The 22,957-nt window shown below is 28.5% G+C and carries 21 protein-coding genes and 1 riboswitch; of the genes, 2 read left to right on the top strand and 19 right to left on the bottom strand.

Annotated features, from left to right (window positions below):
- Positions 1–11: 11 nt before the first annotated feature.
- The 6 genes from KGF48_RS01825 to KGF48_RS01800 form a co-directional block, all read right to left on the bottom strand.
- Positions 12–2,768 (bottom strand): sigma 54-interacting transcriptional regulator, encoded by a 2,757-nt coding sequence (locus KGF48_RS01825; RefSeq protein ID WP_227867692.1) that lies wholly within the window; start codon positions 2,766–2,768, stop codon positions 12–14.
- 608 nt (positions 2,769–3,376) lie between these two features.
- Entirely contained in the window at positions 3,377–3,679 is a 303-nt protein-coding gene (locus KGF48_RS01820; RefSeq protein WP_227827454.1) for a PTS sugar transporter subunit IIB, read from the bottom strand.
- Between the two features lie 137 nt (positions 3,680–3,816).
- Positions 3,817–4,449 carry a thiamine phosphate synthase gene (gene thiE, locus KGF48_RS01815; RefSeq protein WP_227841410.1) on the bottom strand — a complete coding sequence of 211 codons (633 nt, stop codon included), beginning with the start codon at positions 4,447–4,449 and terminating at the stop codon, positions 3,817–3,819.
- A 21-nt stretch (positions 4,450–4,470) separates the two neighbouring features.
- Positions 4,471–5,262: a hydroxyethylthiazole kinase gene (gene thiM, locus KGF48_RS01810; protein ID WP_227861296.1), complete on the bottom strand. Its 792-nt coding sequence runs from the start codon at positions 5,260–5,262 to the stop codon at positions 4,471–4,473.
- A 26-nt stretch (positions 5,263–5,288) separates the two neighbouring features.
- Entirely contained in the window at positions 5,289–6,083 is a 795-nt protein-coding gene (gene thiD / locus KGF48_RS01805; protein WP_227827451.1) for a bifunctional hydroxymethylpyrimidine kinase/phosphomethylpyrimidine kinase, read from the bottom strand.
- A gap of 103 nt (positions 6,084–6,186) precedes the next feature.
- Positions 6,187–6,279, bottom strand: a riboswitch (TPP riboswitch).
- Positions 6,280–6,372: 93 nt separating this feature from the next.
- On the bottom strand, positions 6,373–6,684 hold the full coding sequence (locus tag KGF48_RS01800) for a GIY-YIG nuclease family protein (protein ID WP_227841412.1): 312 nt from the start codon (positions 6,682–6,684) through the stop codon (positions 6,373–6,375).
- 292 nt (positions 6,685–6,976) lie between these two features.
- On the opposite strand from KGF48_RS01800, the gene KGF48_RS01795 reads away from it, so the two are divergent.
- Positions 6,977–8,230, top strand: coding sequence for an anthrax toxin lethal factor-related metalloendopeptidase (locus tag KGF48_RS01795; RefSeq protein WP_227841413.1), 1,254 nt, complete (start codon positions 6,977–6,979; stop codon positions 8,228–8,230).
- A 142-nt stretch (positions 8,231–8,372) separates the two neighbouring features.
- Positions 8,373–9,242 (top strand): methionyl aminopeptidase, encoded by an 870-nt coding sequence (locus KGF48_RS01790; RefSeq protein WP_227840285.1) that lies wholly within the window; start codon positions 8,373–8,375, stop codon positions 9,240–9,242.
- 50 nt (positions 9,243–9,292) lie between these two features.
- On the opposite strand, the gene KGF48_RS01785 is transcribed toward KGF48_RS01790, so the two are convergent.
- The 13 genes from KGF48_RS01785 to KGF48_RS01725 all read right to left on the bottom strand — a co-directional run bounded on the left by KGF48_RS01785 (position 9,293) and on the right by KGF48_RS01725 (position 22,957).
- Entirely contained in the window at positions 9,293–9,484 is a 192-nt protein-coding gene (locus tag KGF48_RS01785) for a ferredoxin (protein ID WP_227827447.1), read from the bottom strand.
- 160 nt (positions 9,485–9,644) lie between these two features.
- Positions 9,645–10,235 (bottom strand): serine O-acetyltransferase EpsC, encoded by a 591-nt coding sequence (gene epsC / locus KGF48_RS01780; protein ID WP_227827446.1) that lies wholly within the window; start codon positions 10,233–10,235, stop codon positions 9,645–9,647.
- A 26-nt stretch (positions 10,236–10,261) separates the two neighbouring features.
- Positions 10,262–11,170 carry a cysteine synthase A gene (gene cysK, locus KGF48_RS01775; RefSeq protein WP_227840286.1) on the bottom strand — a complete coding sequence of 303 codons (909 nt, stop codon included), beginning with the start codon at positions 11,168–11,170 and terminating at the stop codon, positions 10,262–10,264.
- A 237-nt stretch (positions 11,171–11,407) separates the two neighbouring features.
- Positions 11,408–12,034 carry a K(+)-transporting ATPase subunit C gene (locus KGF48_RS01770; RefSeq protein WP_227867691.1) on the bottom strand — a complete coding sequence of 209 codons (627 nt, stop codon included), beginning with the start codon at positions 12,032–12,034 and terminating at the stop codon, positions 11,408–11,410.
- A gap of 18 nt (positions 12,035–12,052) precedes the next feature.
- Positions 12,053–14,110, bottom strand: a complete 2,058-nt coding sequence (gene kdpB / locus KGF48_RS01765) for a potassium-transporting ATPase subunit KdpB (protein ID WP_227867690.1) — start codon at positions 14,108–14,110, stop codon at positions 12,053–12,055.
- Between the two features lie 24 nt (positions 14,111–14,134).
- Complete coding sequence (gene kdpA, locus KGF48_RS01760) at positions 14,135–15,811, bottom strand: potassium-transporting ATPase subunit KdpA (protein WP_255287884.1); 1,677 nt, start codon at positions 15,809–15,811, stop codon at positions 14,135–14,137.
- A 45-nt stretch (positions 15,812–15,856) separates the two neighbouring features.
- On the bottom strand, positions 15,857–15,934 hold the full coding sequence (kdpF, locus tag KGF48_RS20595) for a K(+)-transporting ATPase subunit F (protein ID WP_227840306.1): 78 nt from the start codon (positions 15,932–15,934) through the stop codon (positions 15,857–15,859).
- 425 nt (positions 15,935–16,359) lie between these two features.
- Positions 16,360–16,992, bottom strand: a complete 633-nt coding sequence (locus tag KGF48_RS01750; protein WP_227827442.1) for a YitT family protein — start codon at positions 16,990–16,992, stop codon at positions 16,360–16,362.
- Positions 16,993–17,359: 367 nt separating this feature from the next.
- Positions 17,360–18,322 carry a sugar ABC transporter substrate-binding protein gene (locus KGF48_RS01745; protein WP_227867689.1) on the bottom strand — a complete coding sequence of 321 codons (963 nt, stop codon included), beginning with the start codon at positions 18,320–18,322 and terminating at the stop codon, positions 17,360–17,362.
- 23 nt (positions 18,323–18,345) lie between these two features.
- Entirely contained in the window at positions 18,346–19,296 is a 951-nt protein-coding gene (locus tag KGF48_RS01740; RefSeq protein ID WP_227840290.1) for an ABC transporter permease, read from the bottom strand.
- 24 nt (positions 19,297–19,320) lie between these two features.
- On the bottom strand, positions 19,321–20,817 hold the full coding sequence (locus KGF48_RS01735; protein ID WP_227867688.1) for a sugar ABC transporter ATP-binding protein: 1,497 nt from the start codon (positions 20,815–20,817) through the stop codon (positions 19,321–19,323).
- 12 nt (positions 20,818–20,829) lie between these two features.
- The gene (locus KGF48_RS01730) at positions 20,830–22,014 is read right to left on the bottom strand and encodes a hypothetical protein (RefSeq protein ID WP_227867687.1); all 1,185 of its coding nucleotides are present in this window, start codon (positions 22,012–22,014) and stop codon (positions 20,830–20,832) included.
- Positions 22,007–22,957: a BadF/BadG/BcrA/BcrD ATPase family protein gene (locus tag KGF48_RS01725; protein WP_227867686.1), complete on the bottom strand. Its 951-nt coding sequence runs from the start codon at positions 22,955–22,957 to the stop codon at positions 22,007–22,009. Before KGF48_RS01725 ends, KGF48_RS01730 begins: the two co-directional genes overlap by 8 nt.

Raw genomic sequence — 22,957 nt, 5'->3', positions numbered from 1 at the left:
AATACTGTATTTTACTGAAGTGAACCATAAATAATATTATAGATGTATCCTATTTCTGAAATAGATATTTGCACACTATAACTCTTTTCTAGCACACTAAATGCATTTTTTATTAGTTTAACTTCACTGTGATGGTTTTTAATTAATAAATTCATATCAGTATACTCTTCAATCTCAGCTTGTCTAACTAATCTTTCAATCATACAACTTAAGTGAACATATAAAGCAATTTTTTTGTCATTAGGAAGTTTTTTCTTTTGATTGTTTTCTATAGCGTTGATTCCTTCTTCTATTCTCTCTATTATTTTTTTTGAGTCTAAAATAGTCAGACTATCTATTACTCTAGTCAAAGAAAAATTCTTTATGATAGAATCATTTATGTTTTTGATTTTTTCACTTTCTACTACTTTACTAAATATTCTAAAGACATCCTCTTCTCCTTTTCCTGATATTATATCCTCTAACAGTATGAAATCTACTCCATTTACATTTGGATTAGCAGTTCCTACTATTGCCAATACATCATACATCTTAAAAATTGGATCTTTATCTCCCATAAAAACAAGACTCTCATAATCATGAGGTATTATCTTAACATCAACTATACCAATTAAACTTTCTGAAAGTAGATGTTGGATTTTTATAGCAGTACCTATCCCAGTAAAGCAAGAAGATACTATAGCATACTCCTTATTTTTTTGAGGATAATACAATTGTATATTGGGTTTAATTTCTTCATCCATAATTTCTGCAATATCTTCAATATTTTTACCTTGCATTAATAAATTGCCTACCTCTAGTGCAGAAATAGTGGATATTTGGTCTATAAACAACATTGGACTATTTATTTTGCTCTTTAAATCTTCATATATCAGATTAAGAGAGCCCATATCAAATAACACAACTAGTCCATTTTTTATCCTATCTCCTTCCAAGTATCTAGACATTTGATTTGATACATCAGCAATTGTCGCATCTATTGGCATATCAATAGCTGTAAATACATTTTTACCCAACATACGATTACATACATTTGCCATACTACTAGCAGTAGCATACCCATGTGCTATAATCATTGCATTAATTTTATTAGACTTCATTCTTATAACTGTTGACTTAATAAATATAATCATTATAATTATATCTACATTATTAAGGTACATATCCAATCTATTTGCTATTAATGTTGATACTTTATTTATTATAGAGTATTCTTTGTAATTCTCTTTTTTTAAATATGTTAGTAATTTACTTTGTAAAATTTTACATTCATCAGACAATTGATAAGACTCATCCTTCAAATAAAGATACGAAGAAAATGCTAATACATTATTCCCATCATATTTTATATTGTTGTTAACTTCTAAATTTCTAAATATGTCCTGCATTATAGATATTATAAGCTCCATAAGTACATTTTTATTTTCATCATTATTTGAAAAAACTAAGTTATCCATTAATCTAATCATTAAGTTGGAGCTCTTTTCACTAAATAACTCTTTCGTTATTTCTTTTTTTTCTAGTCTATCAAAATAATCTAAACACTTTATAAGACTTTGATATATTATATTTCTTTTATTTCTTTCATTTGATGTCTCAATATTAAATTGTTTAGGAGAAAACACAATACTTTTGCTTTTAGCACTTTGGAACTGAAATATATCTACATTTTCTATATAAATATTTCTAGGAAGGTCTTGAAGTGTAACAAAAATATTTCCATTTCTTTTTTGATTTTTTGCATATGCCCTTCCACATGCATATTTTATTACATTTTTACATTCACCTATATTACCTTTGAATTTTATCTTTAAAATCGTATTTAATGTAATTTGAGTTATCTCTATGGGTAAACCAAGTACCTTACTTTCCTCATATATAAAATGTTCTATAATCTTCCTTTTTTCAATAGTTCCTCTTTCCTCTATATTTGGAACATAAATATTTATAGGTATTCTTCTTAAAAAAGTCTGCAAAAACTCAGATAAGCTTTCTGTTGTAGCAAATACTAGTCTTACCTTAGCAGTTCTATTTACTCCATTCTCTCCAATTCTAGAAAATGTACCTGTATCCATAAATGTAAATAACTTTTCCTGACCTTCACTGTTTAATCTATGTACCTCATCTAAAAATAATATACCACCATCAGATTTCTCTATTAACCCAGCTCTAGATTCATTTGCTCCAGTATAAGCCCCCTTGACATGTCCAAATAGTATACTTGATAATAACTCTGGATTATTATAATACTGTGCACAGTTTAGTACATTATATGGAGAATTTTTTTCTAATATATTACTACTTACACTATATTTATATATTACCTTCGCTAAAAAAGTTTTACCTACACCACTTTCGCCTGTTAGCATTATTGTAAGTCCATCATTTGGATAAAGTACAGCGGTTTTTATTTGTTCTATTGCCTCTTTTAGGCTACTTTCATGACCTATAATACTGTTAAATACAATTTCCTGCTTTAATAATTTACACTCATTATTAAGTTCATCAACACTTTCATAAATACTTTTTTTCGTAGGACCTATTGCATCATTTATCTTATTTTTTGGTAGAAAGATAACAGGTCTACTATTTATCTTTATAAGATTATCAGATTTTACCAAATCATTTAATAATCTGCTTGATTGAGTTCTACTTAAATTAAATTTTTTTACTATATCTTCTGTTACTATACCACTCTGGTTTTTAAGTTCATCAAAATTGTTAAATAATACCTTTTCATTTATAAAACGTAAAATCTCATTCTTCATAATCAACCTCCAATATAAATATCAATAATACCAATGTATCATTTATATATTAGTGCAAATTTAGGAATAAAGTACATATAAAAACAACTCTATACTTTTTAAGTAAGAGTAAAATTTTAAAATACTATACACATAAATATTATAGATAATGATAACATCATATTCTCCTTTATTAATTTTTCATCTAGAAATAATTTTTTCTAAGTTAATTATATATTAAGAATCTATAAAGATGAATAATTTAAATCAGCCTTGTTGAAAATAAAAAATTAGAAAAAAATTTCGATATATTTTTTTATTAAGAATATTCTATTAGACTTAAAGTAATGATTTTAAATTTTATTTAGTATATAATAAATAAAAAGAATATTAATAGTTGATTAGAAAAAATTTGTAAAATCTTAAATTTTTATAGAAATATAAAAAGCTATGATTTTTATAAGGATAATATTTGTAACCTTAACATTAATAAATTTCAATTCTTCAAATTTTAATTCGAATATTATATCAGGATGTTTAATTTTTTCTGTACTCCTTTCATCATTTATTTTTGCTAAAGAATATAAAAAGTGAACTCTATATCATAGAGTTCACTATAGAAGATTGATTTAATTTAGTATTTCTAATACTGTATTTAATACAGCATGACCATTACAAGTACCATAGTTTACCATATCTATTATAGCTACTGGAGCTTTATCTCCAACTATAGATTTTACATCATCAAACATAAATCTAAGCTGTGGTCCAAGAAGTAAAATATCAAAATTACCAAGTTCTGATTTTATATTTCCTTCTCCAACTGCCCATATTTTACAGTCTATATCTCTTTTCTTTGCATCTTTCTCCATTTTATTTACCAATAAAGTAGAAGACATACCACCAACACACACTAATAATATCCTAATCATTAATATCTCCTTTTTAATCAAATCTACATATATTCTGATTAAAAAGTATATGTAGAAAAGTTTACATTTATAACTTCCTGTATTTTACTTTTAAATTATATCAAATTTTTCCAATTTTTTCACTACTATAGCTTATTTTATATTTTTAATGTCCACTTTTCTACTTCTTCACAAATATTTTCAGATTTTAATATTGCAGATATTATAGCATATCCATCACTATTTAAACACTTAAGTTTATCTATATTATCTAGTTTTATCCCACCAATCAATACAAATGGTATATCTACCTTTTCTTTAATTTCTTTGACAGTTTCAAATGATGCGGATTTAGCATCCAATTTAGTAGATGTTGTAAATATAGACCCTATACCTAAATAGTCTGCACCATCATTTTTTGCACAGATAGCTTCTTCTAAAGTTCTTGCTGATACACCTAGTATTTTATTCTTCCCTATAAGCTTTCTAACTTCCTTGGCATCAATGTCACTCTGTCCTACATGTACTCCATCTGCATCACAAATAATTGCTATATCTACTCTATCATTTATTATAAACTTAACACCATGTTTTCTAGTTATTTCCCTTAGCCTCATAGCCTTTTTTAAAAATTCTTTTCCAGAAGCATTTTTTTCTCTAAGTTGCACAGTTGTTATTCCAGAAGCTATTGCATCTTCAATACATTTATAAAAATCTCTACCTTCTAGCATTTCAGAATCAGTCACTAAATATAACTTTAAGTCTTTTTTTAAACATTCTTTATCTATCATTTACATCCTCCTGTTGAGCATTTATTCATTTAAAAATTCAATATTAGAGTATTTACTTATAATCTCTTCGTCCATTTGGTAAATAGAATTCATTAGCTTTTCTTTAAATGTACCTATTGGTGGATTATTTAAATTAGCCAACTCTCCACTTAATGACATTGTAAGTACACCCATTGTAGCTGCTTCTAATGTATTTTTAGTCACAGCCATAAAACTTGCAATCAAGCTAGCAGTCATACATCCTGTACCTGTAATACCTTTTAGCTTCTCAGTTCCATTATTTATTTTATATGTATCCTTACTATCAGTTATTATATCTATTTTTCCAGTTGCTGCAACTATACATTCAAGCTTTTCAGAAACTTTTTTTATTATATCAGTAGAATCTTCTTCATCATCAAAGGAATCTACTCCCTTACCCATTACATCAAAACCACCTATAAATTTTATTTCTGCTATATTCCCTTTAACCACGTCAAATTTAACTTCATTTAAAAGCTTATTTGTAAGTTCTGCTCTGGCTTTACTTGCAAAGACTCCCACTGGGTCTAAGATAACAGGTTTATTGTATTTATTTGCAGACTTTCCAGCCAATAAAAACAAATCTAATATATTTGAATTCATGGTTCCTATATTTATAACTACAGCATTTGCTATACTTACCATTTCTTCTACTTCCTCATATGAAAAACTCATAAGAGGGCTTGCACCTATAGCTAAGGTTACATTAGCACAATCATTTATTGTTACATTATTAGTATAGTGAATTACTAATGGGTTTGCTTTCTTTACATCTTCAATTAAATTATACATATTCTACCTCCATAAAATTTTATTTACTATTCAAACTTATAAAAATGATGTACTGGACCTACTCCATGACCTATATCAAAACTATTTTTTATTGCTTCTGTTATATAAATTTTACTTAATTTTACTGCTTCTTTTATTTCATAACCTAATGCAAGGTAAGATGTTATTGCAGAAGATAATGTACATCCTGTTCCATGTGTATTTTTTTTATCAATTCTTTCACTTTTATACACTTCAAATATATTTTTACCAACTAAAATATCCACTGCTTCTCCATCTAAATGTCCGCCTTTCATAAGAACAAATTTAGGTCCAAGCTCTAATATTTTCTTTCCTACACTGTTCATATCATCTACATTATGTATTTTTATTCCTGTAATTTCTTCTGCTTCTGGAATATTTGGTGTAATTATATATGCAAGTGGTATTAAATATTTAATTAGATTTTCCTTTGCTTCTGGTTTTAATAAATAATATCCACTTTTAGATATCATTACGGGGTCTACTACTAAATATTCTGGATTGTATTTTTTTAAATTTTCAACTATTTCAAGTATAATTTCTGGACTTGAAACCATTCCTATTTTTACTGCTCTTGGAGGTATATCATCAAATACTGCCTCTATTTGTTTTTTTATTATACTTTGACTTAAATCTTCTACAGCAAAAACACCTTGAGTATTTTGTGCCGTTATAGCTGTTATTACACTCATTCCATATGTGCCAATTGCACTAAAAGTTTTCAAATCAGCTTGGATTCCAGCTCCTCCAGACGAATCTGAACCAGCTATTGTAAGTGTTGGTATTTTATAGTTACTCATTTATACCCTCCTAAAAATTTAATTTAAATAAATTAACTAAAAAAGCTATACCTACAATAGGTATAGCTTAGAAATTCGCATATATCACAAATAATACATACTTAAGTTTTATACTAAGCTTTCCTACGCTGGCATTATCCAGTTCAGGTGTAAGGGTCGGTATTCCTCTCAGCTCTTGGCTCCCCTAGCTATTTTAATTTATTATATTTATAACTTCATTATATTACAATAGTATTTATTGTCAAGTTTTTACACTATATACATTTATTTACTATGTAATTAAAGACACTTACTTCAGTTCTTTTATCTCTTCTCCAATAATATAATTTTCTTTATTGTCAATTGAATCTATAAGTATATTGGGATTTTTTATTATAGATAATTTTTTATCTCTAGTTAATTTTTTTATATAGTATTCTAATTTCATTGCATTACTTTTTGTATTTGTTACAAAGTAAACTTCTAACTTTTTAAATCCCTTTGCTCTAGTATACTTTGAATTAATTCCTAGCTTATGTTCATTCATTCTTCTTACTATATTGCTAGTATATCCAGTATATAGAGAATCATCTTTACATCTTATAATATATGTAAAATACATCTTAATTCACATCCTTAAATTAAATATATAAACATTATATTATAAAATAAAAAAAACTACTGTAAATTATATATATTAATCAGCTCTAACAATAACTCAAATGCAAATTCGTAAAGTAGATTCTAAGAGTATTTGACGCTAAATTTTGACATATTAATAACATATCTATTCTTCTAACAAAAAATTCACAAATATAAAAAAATAAAATTTTCAAAAAAATTATAATTTTCAAAAAAATAAATTGACATATATAAAAAAATTATGATAACCTAATAAAAAGGGGGCAATGATTATGGAAAACAATTTAATTAAAGCTAAAAGCAATAATATTGAATTATCACAAAAGAACTTATTTAAAGTCAATTTACAGATAGGTGTAGACTTTACACTTTTGTCAAAATCACTTAAAGCCTTTTACAAAAAAGAAGAAGATTTTTATTGCATTGCTCTTGCACCATGCAATGTATCTGATGAAAAAGCAAATAAGAAGATAAATATTTCTGAGATGATAAAAGAAATTAATACTTTAATTGAAAGTGTAACTGATAAAAGCGAACTTTTAAGTGAAGAAATATTTACAAACAATCTATCAGAATTTTTTGACGAATCTTTAGATAACATTTATATAGAGTTAAGACAAGCATATCTATATCTTAAGAAGAACACAAACAATATTGATATAGAAAACTCCATTGAATATGTATTCGATGTCAGTATAAGTAATGAAACAAAAATGAAAGAAAATCCACTGATTAACTTTAATTCACTTTCTTTAGTGGTATGGAGTGGTGAAACAAAAAATATTTTACATCAAATGAACATTTTAGACTTAGAAAATATTCACTCCTATCTTTCAGAAAACAATACAAATATGACTCTTTATCAAGATGATAATCTCAAATATGAAGTTAACGAAAACAGTGAAAATATAGGAAAAAGTAATATAGATATAATTGAACAAATGCTTATACTTCCAGATAATTCAGACTATGATAAAGATGAAGTTGAAAACATGAAAAACAGACTTTCAAACATAAATGGAAAATATCTACAAACACTTAAAGAAAAAAATATAGTTATAAAATTAATAAATTCAAATTTAACTGACGAACCAGAATTTAGTGATTTAAAACACCAATTACCTCCGTGTTGGGTAAGATCAGGTAAAACTTGGAAGGATGTACCTGGGGTATATAGAAACAACTCTATTGTAGCTAAAATAGGTTATAGTAACCCTAGTTATGCAAATGTTCATTCAGCTAAAAATTTGGAATTACATGAAACTGCACATGCTATAGATAAAAATGTCTTAGACAAAAAATCAAATTCAGAAGAATTTATGGAAGTGTTTACTCAAGAAAGATATAAACTTTATGACCCTAAACAAGTTGCACATGCATATATTAGTAAATTTCCAGAAGAATTTTTTGCGGAATCATTTGTCCATTATTATCTTGATGAAGACTCAAAAAATATATTGAAAGAAAATTGTCCTTTAACATATAATTTTCTTGAAGAATTAGAACTAAGCTATGAAATACATTAATACTTAATAATATATTTCTATTTAATAAATTACTCTTTATAAAAGACTTTTTGATATTTATGTTATAATATTTCTAATGGTTATATTTTAAAATAGTTTATGTAGCCCATGATTTAAATAAATAATAAAAGGATGAAGAGTTATGAAATTAAACAGAAATGATGCTTGTTGGTGTGGAAGTACTAAAAAATATAAAAAATGTCATATGGATATAGATAATAAAATAAATTCATTCGCTCAGCTAGGTCATATTGTACCTACTCATGACATCATAAAAAATGCAACACAAATTGAAGAAATAAAAAAAAGTGCTGTAATAAACACAAAGATTTTAGATTATATTTCAGATAAAATTAAAGTTGGAATGTCTACAGAAGATATAAATGAATTAGTCCACAACTTTACATTAGAAAATGGAGCTATTCCTGCACCACTAGATTATAATGGTTTTCCTAAAAGTGTATGTACATCAATAAACAATGAAGTTTGTCATGGTATCCCAAGTAAAGACATCATATTAAAGGATGGAGATATTATAAATGTAGATGTTTCTACTATTTTTAATGGATATTACTCAGACGCTTCAAGAATGTTTATGGTAGGAAATGTTAAAGAGAATGCAAAAAAATTGGTTCAAGTTACTAAAGAATGCATTCAAAAAGGTCTTGAGGCTGCTAAACCATGGGGATTCTTGGGTGATATAGGTGATGCTATTAATTCTTATGCAAAAGAAAATGGATATTCTGTTGTTAGGGAAATTGGTGGGCATGGAGTTGGACTAAATTTTCATGAAGACCCATTTGTAAGTTATGTTTCTAAAAAAGGAACTGAAATGTTATTGGTTCCTGGAATGATATTTACGATAGAACCTATGGTAAACGAAGGAACTCATGAGATTTTTGTTGATGAAGAAAATGATTGGACTATCTACACAAAAGATGGTAAATTATCTGCTCAATGGGAGTGCATGATTTTAGTTACAGAGACAGGAGCTGAAATTTTAACTCAATAAAAAATAAAAGCCTATAAAGATTGAGTTTTCAATCTTTATAGGCTTTTATTTTATTCATGCACATCTATTGCATCAACTGGACAGCTTTCTCTAGCTTCTGCTGCTGATTCTTCAGCATCACTTGGTATTTCATCAACTATAACATGTGATTTTCCATCATCCTTCATATCAAATACTTCTGGACATATTGATGGACATAATCCACAACCTATACAAGTATCTTGATTAACATTTGCTTTCATAATAAAATCCTCCTAAACGTTACAAATTTAAAATTTTGTTTACCAAAGATTGGCGAACTAAAACTTTGACCTTCAGTTCTTTTTTATTATGTCCTCAAATTTGAAAATAATACCTTTTCAAAATAAATTTTATAAAATTTATTTTATAGTTGTATTATGACTATATATAATATACATTGTCTAGCTCTTCGTATTCGTAGGATACTTCTCTTTTATTCTTTTTTACAGGTTCTAGATTTCTTATTTTCACTATTTTTGCTGGTATACCAACAACTGTAGCTCCATTAGGTACATCTTTAACAACAACTGAATTTGCACCAATTTTTGAATTAGAACCGATATTTAAAGGTCCTAGTATTTTTGTTCCAGCTCCAATTAATACATCATCGCCAACAGTTGGATGTCTCTTTCCAGTATCCTTTCCTGTAGCACCCAAAGTAGCTCCTTGATATATTGTTACTCTATTTCCCACTTCGGCTGTTTCACCAATTACAACACCCATTCCATGGTCTATCAAAATACCTTCTCCCATTTTAGCCCCAGGATGTATTTCTATACCAGTCATAAATCTGGATATCTGGGATATTAATCTAGCTGTAAAAAGCATCTTCTTCTTATAAAGAAAATGAGCTATTCTATGCATTATCATTGCATGCACTGATGGATATAGTAAAAAAACTTCTATCTTAGATCTAGCTGCTGGATCATTTTTCATTATATATTCAATATCTTTATTTATTTTTTTAAACAAAGTATTCACTCCCTCAAATAAAATTATTAAAATATTCCCATGGACATATATTTATCTACTCCATCTGGAGCTACTGTTACTATTTTTTTATTTGGATATTTTTTCGCCATTTCCATAGCACCAAATATATTTGCTCCAGAAGATATACCTACCAAAATCCCTTCCTTTGATGCAAGTAATTTAACTGTATCAAAAGCATCTTCATCATCCACTAATATTACTTCATCAACTACACTAGAATCATAATTTTCAGGAACAAAGTTAGCTCCTATTCCTTGTATTTTATGAGGTCCAGTTTTATTTTCTGATATAGCTGGAGATTTTTTTGGCTCAAGTGCAACTACTTTTATGTTTGGATTTTGCTCTTTTAAATATCTTGCAGTCCCTATTAAAGTACCACCTGTTCCAACTCCACATACAAATATATCTAAATCTTTAACATCATTCATAATTTCAACTGCTGTTGTTTTATAATGTGAATTTGGATTGTCTTTATTTTCAAATTGTTTCAAACTTTTATAATTTGGATTTTCTCTTAATAGTTCATTTGCTTTTTCTATAGAACCTGCCATTCCAGCTTTTCCATCTGTAAGTACTAAATTTGCTCCATAAGCCTTCATTAAATCTCGTCTCTCGATACTCATAGTCTCTGGCATTACTATTACTACTTCATATCCTTTTAATCTTCCTATCATGGATAATGCAATTCCAGTGTTTCCACTAGTTGCTTCTACTAGTACATCTCCCTTTTTTAATTCTCCTCTTTTTTCTAATCCTTCTAGCATTTCATAAACTGCTCTATCTTTTATACTTCCTGCTGGATTTACTTTTTCTAATTTTACATATATGTTAGAACACCCGTTAGTACATCCTAAATTATTCAATCTTACTACAGGTGTGTTTCCTATCAACTCTAATGCGTTATTATATAACATACTACTTCCTCCTATATGTCCAAATCTATTATCAAATTGATAACGATAAATATATTATAGTATTATCATTTTGATAATGCAACCTTTTTTTGGATTTTATCCCTACAATTGTTTTATTCCTAATATTAGTAATATTCAAACAAAAAAAGTGAAAATCATTATCGATTTTCACTCTTCAAACTTCAAGATTTATGCTAAGTCATACACAATACTTCACTACAAAAACTCTACAAAATACTATATAAGACCTAATATTTTTGCAACCTCTACATTAACCTTTAACACATTAACTCTATCTTCACCTAAAACTCCGAAAAGTTTTTTTGAAGTATTGTCATCTACAATTTTTTGTAATTTACTCTCTGATATTCCTGATACTTTTGCTATAGCAGGTATCTGAACCTTTGCAGAAGCAGGACTTATATTAGGGTCAAGTCCTGAACCTGATGCTGTAAGTAAATCTGTTGGTATATCTTCTTTTTTTACACTTGGATTATCTTTCAAAAACTGTTCAATATCTTTTTGAACTCTATCATGAAGCTCTGGATTAGTTGCTCCATAATTAAAAGAACCTGATGAAACACCGCCATAAACTGTATTTCCATCCTTATCTGGTATTAAATCTTCTTTTGTATAAGTATTATAGTTTACTGATGAAACTCTTCCCTTAAAAAATCTTGCATCTGTAAAACTTTGACCAATAAGCTCTGAACCAACCTTTACACCATTTACTTCTATCATACTTCCATTAGCTTTATCTTTAAATGCAACTTGACTTACCCCTGTTAAAACAAGTGGATATACAAATCCGCAAACAAATAACAATACAATACTTACAAGCAATGCTGGTTTTAATGTTTTCATTTTTATATCCTCCATTTATTAACCTAAATTAAGAACCATTACTAAAGGTGTAATTAATAAATCAATTACTTTTATTCCTAAAAATGGTACTATAACCCCACCAAGACCAAAAATAAGCATATTTCTCATTAGCATAGCTTGTGATTTCATAGGTCTATATTTTACCCCTTTCATAGCAAGAGGTATTAAACATGGGATGATTATAGCATTAAATATTAAAGCTGATAATATCGCACTAAATGATGTAGAAAGTTTCATTATATTTAATATCTCCATTTGAGGTATTGCAAGGGTAAATATAGCCGGTATAATTGCAAAGTATTTTGCAACATCATTTGCTATACTGAATGTTGTTAAAGCACCACGTGTTATTAAAAGCTGTTTTCCTATTTCAACCACTTCTAATATTTTAGTTGGGTCTGAATCTAAATCTACCATGTTTGCTGCTTCCTTTGCAGATGTTGTACCACTATTCATAGCAAGACCCACATCCGCTTGAGCAAGTGCAGGAGCATCATTTGTTCCATCCCCTGTCATAGCAACTATTTTACCTTCAGATTGTTCTTTTTTTATTGCCTCTATCTTATCTTCTGGTTTACATTCTGCAATAAATCCATCCACACCAGCTTCTCTTGCAATTGTAGCTGCTGTTAAAGGATTATCTCCTGTACACATTATCGTCTTTATTCCTATCTCACGAAGTCTAGCAAATCTTTCTACAAGCCCTGATTTTACGGTGTCCTTTAAGTAGATAATACCGTATATCTCATTATTGACACACACTACTAGAGGTGTCCCTCCTAATTTTGCTACTCTATTTACACTTTCTTCTAAATCGCCTGGTACTAATCCACCAGATGATTTTACTCGATTTATTATACTGTCATAAGCTCCTTTTCTAATAGTTGTTCCATCAGATAAATTTATACCACTCATTCTAGTTTGTGCAGAGAATTCCACAAACTCAGCTTCTTCGGCCTCTTTTGTTTTTCCTGTTGAACCTAGTTTTATCCCTAAATCAACTATAGATTTTCCTTCTGGTGTATCATCTTTTAATGAACACATAACAGCATAGTTTATTAAATCTTTTGAATCAGCATTTCCAACTGCTATAAATTCTGATGCAAGTCTATTTCCATAAGTAATAGTCCCTGTCTTATCCAAAATCATAGTATCAACATCACCACAAGCTTCTACTGCTTTTCCTGACATTGCAATGACATTGAATCTAGTTACTCTATCCATACCTGCAATTCCAATAGCGGATAATAATCCACCTATAGTAGTTGGTATTAAGCATACTAAAAGTGCTATCATAGTAGAAATTGGAATCTTAACACCTGCATAATTCGCCATTGGATAAAGAGATATTAAAACAACCATAAATATAAGTGTTAACCCCACCAATAAAGTATTTAAAGCAATTTCATTTGGTGTTTTTTGTCTTGAAGCTCCTTCTACAAGAGCTATCATTTTATCTAAGAAGGACTCTCCTGGCTTTGTTGTGATTTTTATTTTTAGCCAATCACTTACAACTGTAGTTCCTCCTGTAACAGAAGCAAAATCTCCTCCAGATTCTCTCATAACAGGTGCAGATTCTCCAGTTATTGCTGACTCATCCACAGAGGCTATACCTTCTATTACTTCTCCATCATTTGGAATAACTTCTCCTGCATTGACTAAAACAATATCGCCTAATTTTAGCTCGCTTGCACTTATCATTTTTTCATTTCCTAATTTATCTAAAACTCTTGCCACTGTATCTTTTCTAGTTTTCTTTAATGTATCTGCTTGTGCTTTCCCTCTACCTTCAGCTACAGCTTCAGCAAAATTTGCAAAAAGAACAGTTATAAATAGTATTATTGTTACAATCCCATTATAAACTCTTAAGTTATTGCCTCCATCACCAAATAGACTAGGTACTATTGTAAGTATCAATGTTACTATAAATCCAATCTCTACAACAAACATAACTGGATTTTTCATCATATATTTAGGATTTAATTTTTTAAAAGCTTCTATAATGGAAGTTTTGAAAATATCTTTTGTAATAAACTTTGTTTTTTTAGTTTCCATAAAATTTTACTCCCTCCCAATTTTTTAGTGCCATAATACTAGATGCTCTGAAATAGGTCCAAGCGCTAAGGCTGGGAAAAATGTTAAAGCACCAACAATTAAAACAACCAATACTAAAATTATTGTAAATGTGAAATTATCTGTTCTAAGTGTTCCTATGCTTTCATTTACAGAGTTCTTAGATGCTAATAAACTTGATATTGCAAGTAATATTATAATAGATACATATCTTCCAAAAAACATAACTATACCTGTTGTTATATTCCAGAACATCGTATTATCTCCTAAACCTTCAAATCCTGAGCCATTATTAGCCGCTGAAGATGCAAACTCATATAAAACCTGTGATAATCCATGGAATCCAGGATTTGAAATTCCCTCAAGACCTGCTGGTATCGCTACTGAAAGTCCAGAGAACATAAGTATCAAAAGTGGATGTAATATAATAAGTAAAGCTATAAGCTTCATTTCTTTTCCTTCAATTTTCTTAGTTAAGAATTCTGGAGTTCTTCCTACCATCAATCCACATAAAAATACTGCTATTATAGCGTACATTAGCATATTCATAAGGCCTACACCTTTACCACCAAAAACAACATTAAGCATCATATTTAAAAGTGGTACTAATCCTCCCAAAGGAGTTAAAGTATCATGCATATTGTTAACTGTACCAGTTGTAAATGAAGTCGTCACTGTCGTAAATAATGCTGATTGAGCTATGCCAAATCTAACTTCTTTACCTTCCATACTTCCCATGCTTTGATTAAGTCCTAATTGTGATAAGATAGGATTTCCTGCACTTTCTGCTCTAAAGCAAACCATTAAACCTATTAAAAATATGATTGACATTGCACCAAATACAACCCAACCTTGTTTTTTATTCTTTATCATATGTCCAAATGCAACAACACAAGCTCCTGGTAATATCATCATAGACAACATCTCTACTATATTTGATACTATTGTTGGATTTTCAAATGGATGTGATGAATTTGAACCAAAAAATCCTCCTCCATTTGTTCCTAAGTGTTTGATTGATTCAAGTGCTGCTACAGGACCTTTAGCTATATCTTGAAGTTTTCCTTCTATAGTAGTTACTGTTTCTGTACCAGCAAAAGTCTGTGGTACTCCTTGTGTAACTAATATAATACCAATAATTAAAGCTCCTGGTAAAAGTACTCTTGTTGTTATTCTAATTAAATCTACATAAAAGTTGCCTAATGTTTTCTTTTTACCTACTAACCCTCTTACAAATGCCATGGCAGCTGCATATCCTGTTGCCGCTGATGTAAACATCATGTATATTATCACTGTCATTTGACTAAGATATGAAAGCCCTGATTCACCTGAGTAATGTTGAAGATTCGTGTTTGTCATAAAACTTATTATTGTATTAAATGATAAACTTTGTTCCATACCTTTAATTCCATTAGGATTAAAAATATGCATGCTCTGAGTTCTAAGTATTACATATCCTATAAACACCATGACTGCATTTGTAACTAATAAAGCTAAAGCATATTGCTTCCAATTCATTTCTTTGTTCTTATCTATACTACATACCTTATATATACAATTATCTATTTTATCAAACACTTTATCTCCAAATGTTTTTTGATTAGTGGATATATGATATAAATATTTACCCATAGGTATTACTAAAATCATAAATATCGCCAATACTATTACTATCTGTACCATAAAAATTTTCCCTCCAATTCAACTTGCTTATTATCTCTATACTATTTAGAATTTTTCAGGATTAATAAGCGCATACACCAAATATACTATCAACATTACAATTATAACTGCCAGAAACCACATAGGTAATCCCTCCATATATTACATTATTTTTTTTCAGTTTGTTTCCCACACCAGCCAGCAAGCAACTTCATGGAAATAAATCCTATGGCCAATGATGCTATCATCACTATATCTAACATTTCGACTCCTCCATTTACTTTAGTTTATTTGATAAGTTTTGGTTTCATATTGCTACTTCATTTATCTTATCATTTTAGGTATAAAGATAGGGTTAAGATACATCTATTATTGATTAGTATTGCATAAATATAAATTTGAGGTTTTTAAATGAAATTCTAAAAATCGTATTCCCAGAAATTTTAATGTAATGTAGTAGTTTAAAATCATAAAAATTAAAATAAAATTATCTCTTCTATACTTAATTTAGACATAAAAAAAAGGTGGCAAGTTTGCCACCTTTCAAAAATATTGTTATTTAATTTATATTAACATTCTGGAACTATATCATTACTCATATCCATATCTAAATTTTTACCATGATAGTAAATAAAATCAATTACTTTACCACTAATCGTAACAGCAATCAAAGAATAAAAAATATCAAACGCTGATAGATAAAATAGTGATAACAACAATACAATAACATCCGTTGCTAGATAAACTTGCCCTATGTTCAAAGATGTAGTCTTAGAAATTACTAATGCTAAAGCATCGTCTCCTCCTGATGCACAACCTGCTTTTACTATTATCCCTACTCCTACTCCTACAGTTACACCTGCCAAAATAGTTGATAAAAGCATATTTTGTGATTGTGGTACAAGAGGTCCTATAGCCTCAAATAAATCATATAATACTGAAAAACTTATAGAAGCTACTATTGAATATATCAGGAATTTTTTACCGAAAAATTTATATCCTACTAAAAGTAATAAACCATCAATTACAATATTTGCTATTGCTGGTTGTATGTTGAATAAATTTTTTAACAGTAGTAAAATACCTAACACTCCACCTTCTGTTATGTTGTTTAGATAGTAAAAATTATAAACTCCAAATGCTAATATTGCTGAACCTAATAATATAAGTCCAATCCTTTCTAAAAATAACCGCCTGGCCATACATATCCCTTCCTTTTCTTAATTTATATATATTATATACAAAAGGATTGGCTTTGTATACCGCACTTTTCAAAACTTTAATTATACAAAATTTTTTTATTTTTTTCAATAGTTTTTTTATGTTTTTTCATGTTTTTTTAATAATTCTTTTGAACCTTAGTATTTTCAATGCCTTAAATGTTTTCTCATTTCACATAAGTTTATATTAATTTGACTTATAATTTAGTATAAATAAGTCTTTGTTTATATTAATTTTTTATTTGTTTAGAAATACTATCCAATAACTTATCACTAAGTTGTATTCAAAGAAAGAGTTACTTTAGAAACTATATAAAGTAACTCTATAAATTTTGACATATGTAATCTTTTACCATTCACCCTTAAATTCTGAGATATTGTCCTTGTTGACCTCAACTTGTTTAATTTGTGTAACAGGCTCAACTTTTTCGCCTTTAAGGAAATCAGATGCCTTTTCTATGACTAATGCACCTTCTTCAACAGCAGACATATAAGTTGTACCATCTATTAACCCATCAGTTACAGCTTTTAATCCATCTTTACTTCCACCCAAGCCTATAACTTTAACTTTATCTTTAAGACCAGCATCTTTTAAAGCTTGCCCTGCTCCTGTAGCAGAGTTATCATCTTGACATATTATAACATTAAAATCAGTTTTCTTTTGAATTAAATCTTCTGTTACCTTTAAGGCCTGCTCTTTCTCCCAATTTGAAGTTTGGTTATAAACTATTTGTATATTACTATCTTTTAATTCTTTTTCAAGACCTTTTTTTCTTAATACTTGTGGAGTAGTTCCTGGAACACCTTCTATTAATACAGCTTTTCCACCAGCTTCTCCTAATAAGTTTTTAGCAATTTTACCTGTTAATGCTCCTGTTTCTTCCTCATTTTGTCCTATATAGGTAACTAGACCCTTAAATTCTCCAGTTGAGTTACTTCCTATAGAATTTGTAAATGCTATTATAGGAACTTCTGAATCATTAGCAGTCTTAACTATTCTCTCACTTACAGCAGAATCAACTCCACATAATGCAATCATATCTACTCCTTTAGCCATAAAATCTTCAGCTTGTGATAATTGTTTACTAGCATCCCATTGAGCATCTGCATATTCTACATTTACACCTAATTCTTTAGATTTTGCATCTATACCTTGTTTAGTTGCTACAAAATAACCTGTTGAACCTGGTAGCAATACTGCTATCTTTTTTTCTCCATCTTTTCCTTTTCCACCATCATTTGAGCATCCAACTAAACTGAATATCATAACAAGTGATAGTAATAATGCTAAATGTTTCATTAATTTTCTCATAAAAAATTTCCCCCTCTTATTTTTTATCTTGAAGCAAGCTTTTTCTTGCTATAAGAATCAAATCCAACTGCTGCTAAAATTATTAAACCTTTAAATATGTATTGGAAGTATACATCTATACCAAGAAGATTAAAACTATTGTTTATAACACTCATAAGTAACACACCTATAACAGTTTTAAGTACAGAGCCAGAGCCTCCTGCTACTGATGTCCCTCCGATTACAACAGATGCAATCGCATCCATGTCATAGCCTTCACCTGCAATCGCAGTTGCAGTTCCAAGTCTTCCAGTTAATACAATCCCAGCTATTCCTGCAAGTACAGCATTAATAATAAATACTTTTATTTTATGGGAATCTACATTGATACCATTGAGTTTACTTGCTTCTTGATTACCTCCTACAGAATAAACATATCTACCAAACTTAGTTTTATTAAGTACAATAAATGCAACTAGTACTACTATAAAGAAAATTACTACTGGTATTGGTATATTAAATAAATATCCATTTCCAATGTAATCAAGTATTGGTATATTTTCAGTAATTGGATATCCTCCTGTAAGCATCAAAAGCAATCCTCTTACAATAGTAACCATAGCCATAGTAGCTATTAATGATGGTACATTTATCTTTGCAACCACTATCCCATTTATTAATCCTATTACTGCACAAATTGCTATACCTAAAAGCATAGATACAAATAAATTAGTTCCACCAGTCGCAAATTTCATCGTTATAGCACCTGCAAGAGCTGCTACTGCTCCAACTGATATATCAAAGTTTCCAGATATTATAACAAAAGTCATACCTGCTGAAATTATTCCAATTATAGAAGATTGTCGCAAAAGATTAAGTATATTTTGTTTACCTAAAAATGATGGAGTTGCAATACTTATTGCTATACATAAAGCCAAAAAACCTAGTAATACTCCATAATCTCTTAAATTCAATTTATCAAAAGCTTTTTTCATCTCAGTCCTCCATTTTCATTTCTTTTATACATTAAATATACTGTTCATTATATCTTGAACTTTTATATTCTCATTTTTTAAATCATCTACAATAGAACCTTCTCTTGTCACTAAAATTCTATCACTTACTCTTATTACTTCTTCTAAATCAGAAGATATAAATATTACTCCTATCCCTTTACTTGAAAATTCTTTTATCGTATTAAAAATATCTTCTTTTGCAGCAATATCTATTCCCTTTGTTGGTTCATCATATATTATAAAATCTAAGTCTTTATCTAACCATTTAGAGACTACTACTTTTTGTTGATTTCCACCACTAAGTTCTTTTACTTCTTGTTTTACATCACTAACTTTTATTCCTAACTCCTTGACACCCTTTTTAGAAAACTCAATTTCTCTATTTCTATCTATAAACAAGAATTTCTTAAATTTATCAATTTGTACTGATGCCGAATTAGTATATATAGCTTGTTCCAAAATTAACCCAAGATTTTTTCTATCTTCAGGGATTAGCCCTATTTTATTTTTTATCGCAACTTTAGGAGAAGTTATATCTACATTTTTACCATTAATAAGTATATCTCCACTATCTTTATTATCTATCCCAAATATCAAATTTATAATTTCAGTTCTTCTTGAACCCACAAGACCTGCAAGGCCTACAACTTCACCTCTATAAACTTTAAATGAAACATTTTTTATTTTATTAGACCAACTCACATTCTTAACCTCTAATACAGGAACTTCTTCATATTTTGCAAATGTATAATCCTTCTTCTCAATAAGTTTGTGGTTATCATTTCCTGTCATAAGTTGAGTTATTTTTAATTTAGTTAAATCTTTTACATCATAAGTTCCAATCATAGTTCCATTTTTCATTATACTTGCACTATCACATACCTTAAAAACTTCCTCTAGTATATGAGAAATGTAAACTATAGTCTTACCTTTAGATTTCAATCTGTTTATTATTTTAAATAATCCTTCTTTTTCATTATTAGTAAGTGATGTTGTAGGTTCATCCATTATGATGATTTCAGAATTACATGAAACTGCTTTCATTATCTCAACCATTTGTTGATTTGCTACACTCAAATTAGACACTACTACATGTGGGTCTATATTAAAGTCAAAATCTTCACAAATTTTCATGTATTCTTCTAGCATATCTTTCTTATTTAAAAACACAATTCCTTTTAAAGTTTCTCTACCTAAAAAAATATTTTCAATAACTGTAAGGGTTGGTATTAAACTTAATTCTTGATAAATTATACTAATGCCATTTTCTTTAGAATGATGTGGATTTTTAAACATTATTTCATTGCCAGCTAAAATCACTTTACCTTTAGTTTGGGAATGGACTCCTCCTAGAATCTTAATAAATGTAGATTTTCCTGCTCCATTAGCTCCTAAAAGGGCTCTTACTTCTCCCTTTTCTAGTTCAAAATCTATACCATTTAAAACGTCTACCTTTCCAAAACTTTTGTATATTTGTTGCATTTCCAGTATTTTACTCACTATATCACCTCACTAATTCCTAAACCAATTTATAACTTCATCAATATTTTCTTTTGGTGCTGATAACAAATCCCAAGATAGCACATACCCTTTTACTGTTGTCTTATTTATGTTTGAAATATTTTCACTTATATATTTAGGTGTAACAGGAGCTATAATTTCTTTTTTATTTATTTCAATACCTACATATATATCTTTGACAAGATTTTTTGTCATAAAATCGATTTCCTCTAGTGCAAATTTTATAGGATATATATCTCCTTCATACTCTCTAATTCCTAAAATATCTAATAAATTTCTTTTTACAGTCTCTTTATTTTCATGTACTGATTCATCAATTAATCTTTCAAATTCAAATGGCAAACCTGCTGGAGCTTTTGTAATTCTATACATCATTGGTTTTATAAAATCTGCTAATTCTTGTAACTTTTCTAAATCTTGACCCGTAAAGTAAGAGAGAAAAGGAGAAAAAGTGTCTATCCCTATTTTCAATCCTTTACTTTTAAAATAACTGCTTATATCCACTAGTGCATTGTATATATTTTGACTTTTTATTTCAAAAAAATCTTCCCATATTTTATTTTTAAATTTGTATTTTCCATTAATGTATTCTGTTATACCAAATGGAGTATCTTCACTAACTATAACTTTATTAGATATGTTATCCATTTCTATCATTAATGACTTTTTATCAATATTATTTTTTTCATATATATCTAAACAATCTTTACAAAAACAATTAAAAACACCATTTAATTTATTCGAAAAAGAGCCATACCTTATCTTATCTAAAAAAATTCCATCAAACTCAATTTCACTAAAATAAGTACTATATATTTTCTTTATGTTTTCTATATTTACCTTATTATTTGGACAATAAAATTCAAAGTTTTCATCTTCTTGTAATGCATATCCTTTAATTTTTTTTCCAGTATAGTCAACTAATAGATTACTTTTTTCAAGTAATCCTACTTCCGAAAAGCATGGAAACCAAAGATATAATTCAACATTATATTTTTTTAATAGTTTTTTAGTTTCTAAATATAGTTCTTTATCTACACTCCAACCCATGATAACCTTTTCTACGTCAATACATTTCATTAATTCTAATAGCTTATATTTTATATCATTAAATTTTATTTTCTTATTTTTAAATCCACCTGTAAAAATTTGTACAACTATTTTTTTCCTACCCATGTTTGACCCTCCTATTAGCTAATGCTATAGCAAGTCTTATACCTCCATATACTGGCTGATTTTCTTGAAGTATAAATTTTAACTTTTTATCTGTATTTTCTTCCCTTAAGTTGTTTATTAACATTTGAGCATATATAGTTCTGTTTAATGTACCACCAGATAAAACTATATCTATTTCACTTTTATTATTTTTCATTGAATTAGATATTTTACTTAATATTACTTGAGCTAATTTGGACAGTTCAATTGATGACTCTCTCAATATTTCAACAGCTAATTTATCACCTCGTTCAGCACAATCAATCACTAATGAAGCTAAGTTTGCTATTTCAACATTGTTGTTTATTTCAGTAATCATATATGTAAGTTTCTTAAAGCTATCTGCATTAAAGAAATCTAAAACACAATCAAACAAGTCACTATACTCAATACACTCATCACAATAAAGTAAAACTTTCTTTAGTACTTTTCTTCCTATATCATATCCAGAGCCCAAATCACTAAAATTATATCCCCATCCACCAACTCTATATATGTCTCCATCTTCCCTAATTCCTAATACAATTGAACCTGTACCAGCCACAATTACTAAACCAGGAGCGTCAGTCTGCGCATAAAAAGCTAAAACTGCATCATTTACTAAATATATTTTTTCTTTGTTAAGCCCAACTTTTAATATTTCCTTCATTATAATCCTGTAATCATTTGGAGAATCACATCCAGATATACCAAATACAGTGTACTCAATATCGTTATAGTCAATATGTAAGTCTTCTAATATTTTCTCAAATCCATTATTAATATTTTCATATGTTTTTTGAATTCCAACTGACTTATAATTAGTTGAACCAGTAGTATGTTCTTTAAGTATATTTCCATCTAAATCACTTACACAAAATTTTGTTTTTGTTCCCCCTCCATCTATTGAAATCAAATATTTCAC

Origin of the sequence: Clostridioides sp. ZZV15-6388 (genome assembly GCF_020657755.1) — a bacterium.
Classification (GTDB): Bacteria; Bacillota; Clostridia; order Peptostreptococcales; family Peptostreptococcaceae; genus Clostridioides.
The sequence above is the reverse complement of the archived record's forward strand: the minus strand, read 5'-3'. Positions and strand labels throughout refer to the sequence as shown.

What these genes read in the sequence shown, in the direction of transcription:
- KGF48_RS01825 (WP_227867692.1), bottom strand. Translation starts at nt 2,768, where the DNA reads ATGAAGAATGAGATTTTACGTTTTATAAATGAAAAGGTATTATTTAAC.
- KGF48_RS01820 (WP_227827454.1), bottom strand. Translation starts at nt 3,679, where the DNA reads ATGATTAGGATATTATTAGTGTGTGTTGGTGGTATGTCTTCTACTTTA.
- thiE (WP_227841410.1), bottom strand. Translation starts at nt 4,449, where the DNA reads ATGATAGATAAAGAATGTTTAAAAAAAGACTTAAAGTTATATTTAGTG.
- thiM (WP_227861296.1), bottom strand. Translation starts at nt 5,262, where the DNA reads ATGTATAATTTAATTGAAGATGTAAAGAAAGCAAACCCATTAGTAATT.
- thiD (WP_227827451.1), bottom strand. Translation starts at nt 6,083, where the DNA reads ATGAGTAACTATAAAATACCAACACTTACAATAGCTGGTTCAGATTCG.
- KGF48_RS01800 (WP_227841412.1), bottom strand. Translation starts at nt 6,684, where the DNA reads ATGTATTTTACATATATTATAAGATGTAAAGATGATTCTCTATATACT.
- KGF48_RS01795 (WP_227841413.1), top strand. Translation starts at nt 6,977, where the DNA reads ATGGAAAACAATTTAATTAAAGCTAAAAGCAATAATATTGAATTATCA.
- KGF48_RS01790 (WP_227840285.1), top strand. Translation starts at nt 8,373, where the DNA reads ATGAAATTAAACAGAAATGATGCTTGTTGGTGTGGAAGTACTAAAAAA.
- KGF48_RS01785 (WP_227827447.1), bottom strand. Translation starts at nt 9,484, where the DNA reads ATGAAAGCAAATGTTAATCAAGATACTTGTATAGGTTGTGGATTATGT.
- cysK (WP_227840286.1), bottom strand. Translation starts at nt 11,170, where the DNA reads ATGTTATATAATAACGCATTAGAGTTGATAGGAAACACACCTGTAGTA.
- KGF48_RS01770 (WP_227867691.1), bottom strand. Translation starts at nt 12,034, where the DNA reads ATGAAAACATTAAAACCAGCATTGCTTGTAAGTATTGTATTGTTATTT.
- kdpB (WP_227867690.1), bottom strand. Translation starts at nt 14,110, where the DNA reads ATGGAAACTAAAAAAACAAAGTTTATTACAAAAGATATTTTCAAAACT.
- kdpA (WP_255287884.1), bottom strand. Translation starts at nt 15,811, where the DNA reads ATGGTACAGATAGTAATAGTATTGGCGATATTTATGATTTTAGTAATA.
- kdpF (WP_227840306.1), bottom strand. Translation starts at nt 15,934, where the DNA reads ATGTGGTTTCTGGCAGTTATAATTGTAATGTTGATAGTATATTTGGTG.
- KGF48_RS01750 (WP_227827442.1), bottom strand. Translation starts at nt 16,992, where the DNA reads ATGGCCAGGCGGTTATTTTTAGAAAGGATTGGACTTATATTATTAGGT.
- KGF48_RS01745 (WP_227867689.1), bottom strand. Translation starts at nt 18,322, where the DNA reads ATGAGAAAATTAATGAAACATTTAGCATTATTACTATCACTTGTTATG.
- KGF48_RS01740 (WP_227840290.1), bottom strand. Translation starts at nt 19,296, where the DNA reads ATGAAAAAAGCTTTTGATAAATTGAATTTAAGAGATTATGGAGTATTA.
- KGF48_RS01730 (WP_227867687.1), bottom strand. Translation starts at nt 22,014, where the DNA reads ATGGGTAGGAAAAAAATAGTTGTACAAATTTTTACAGGTGGATTTAAA.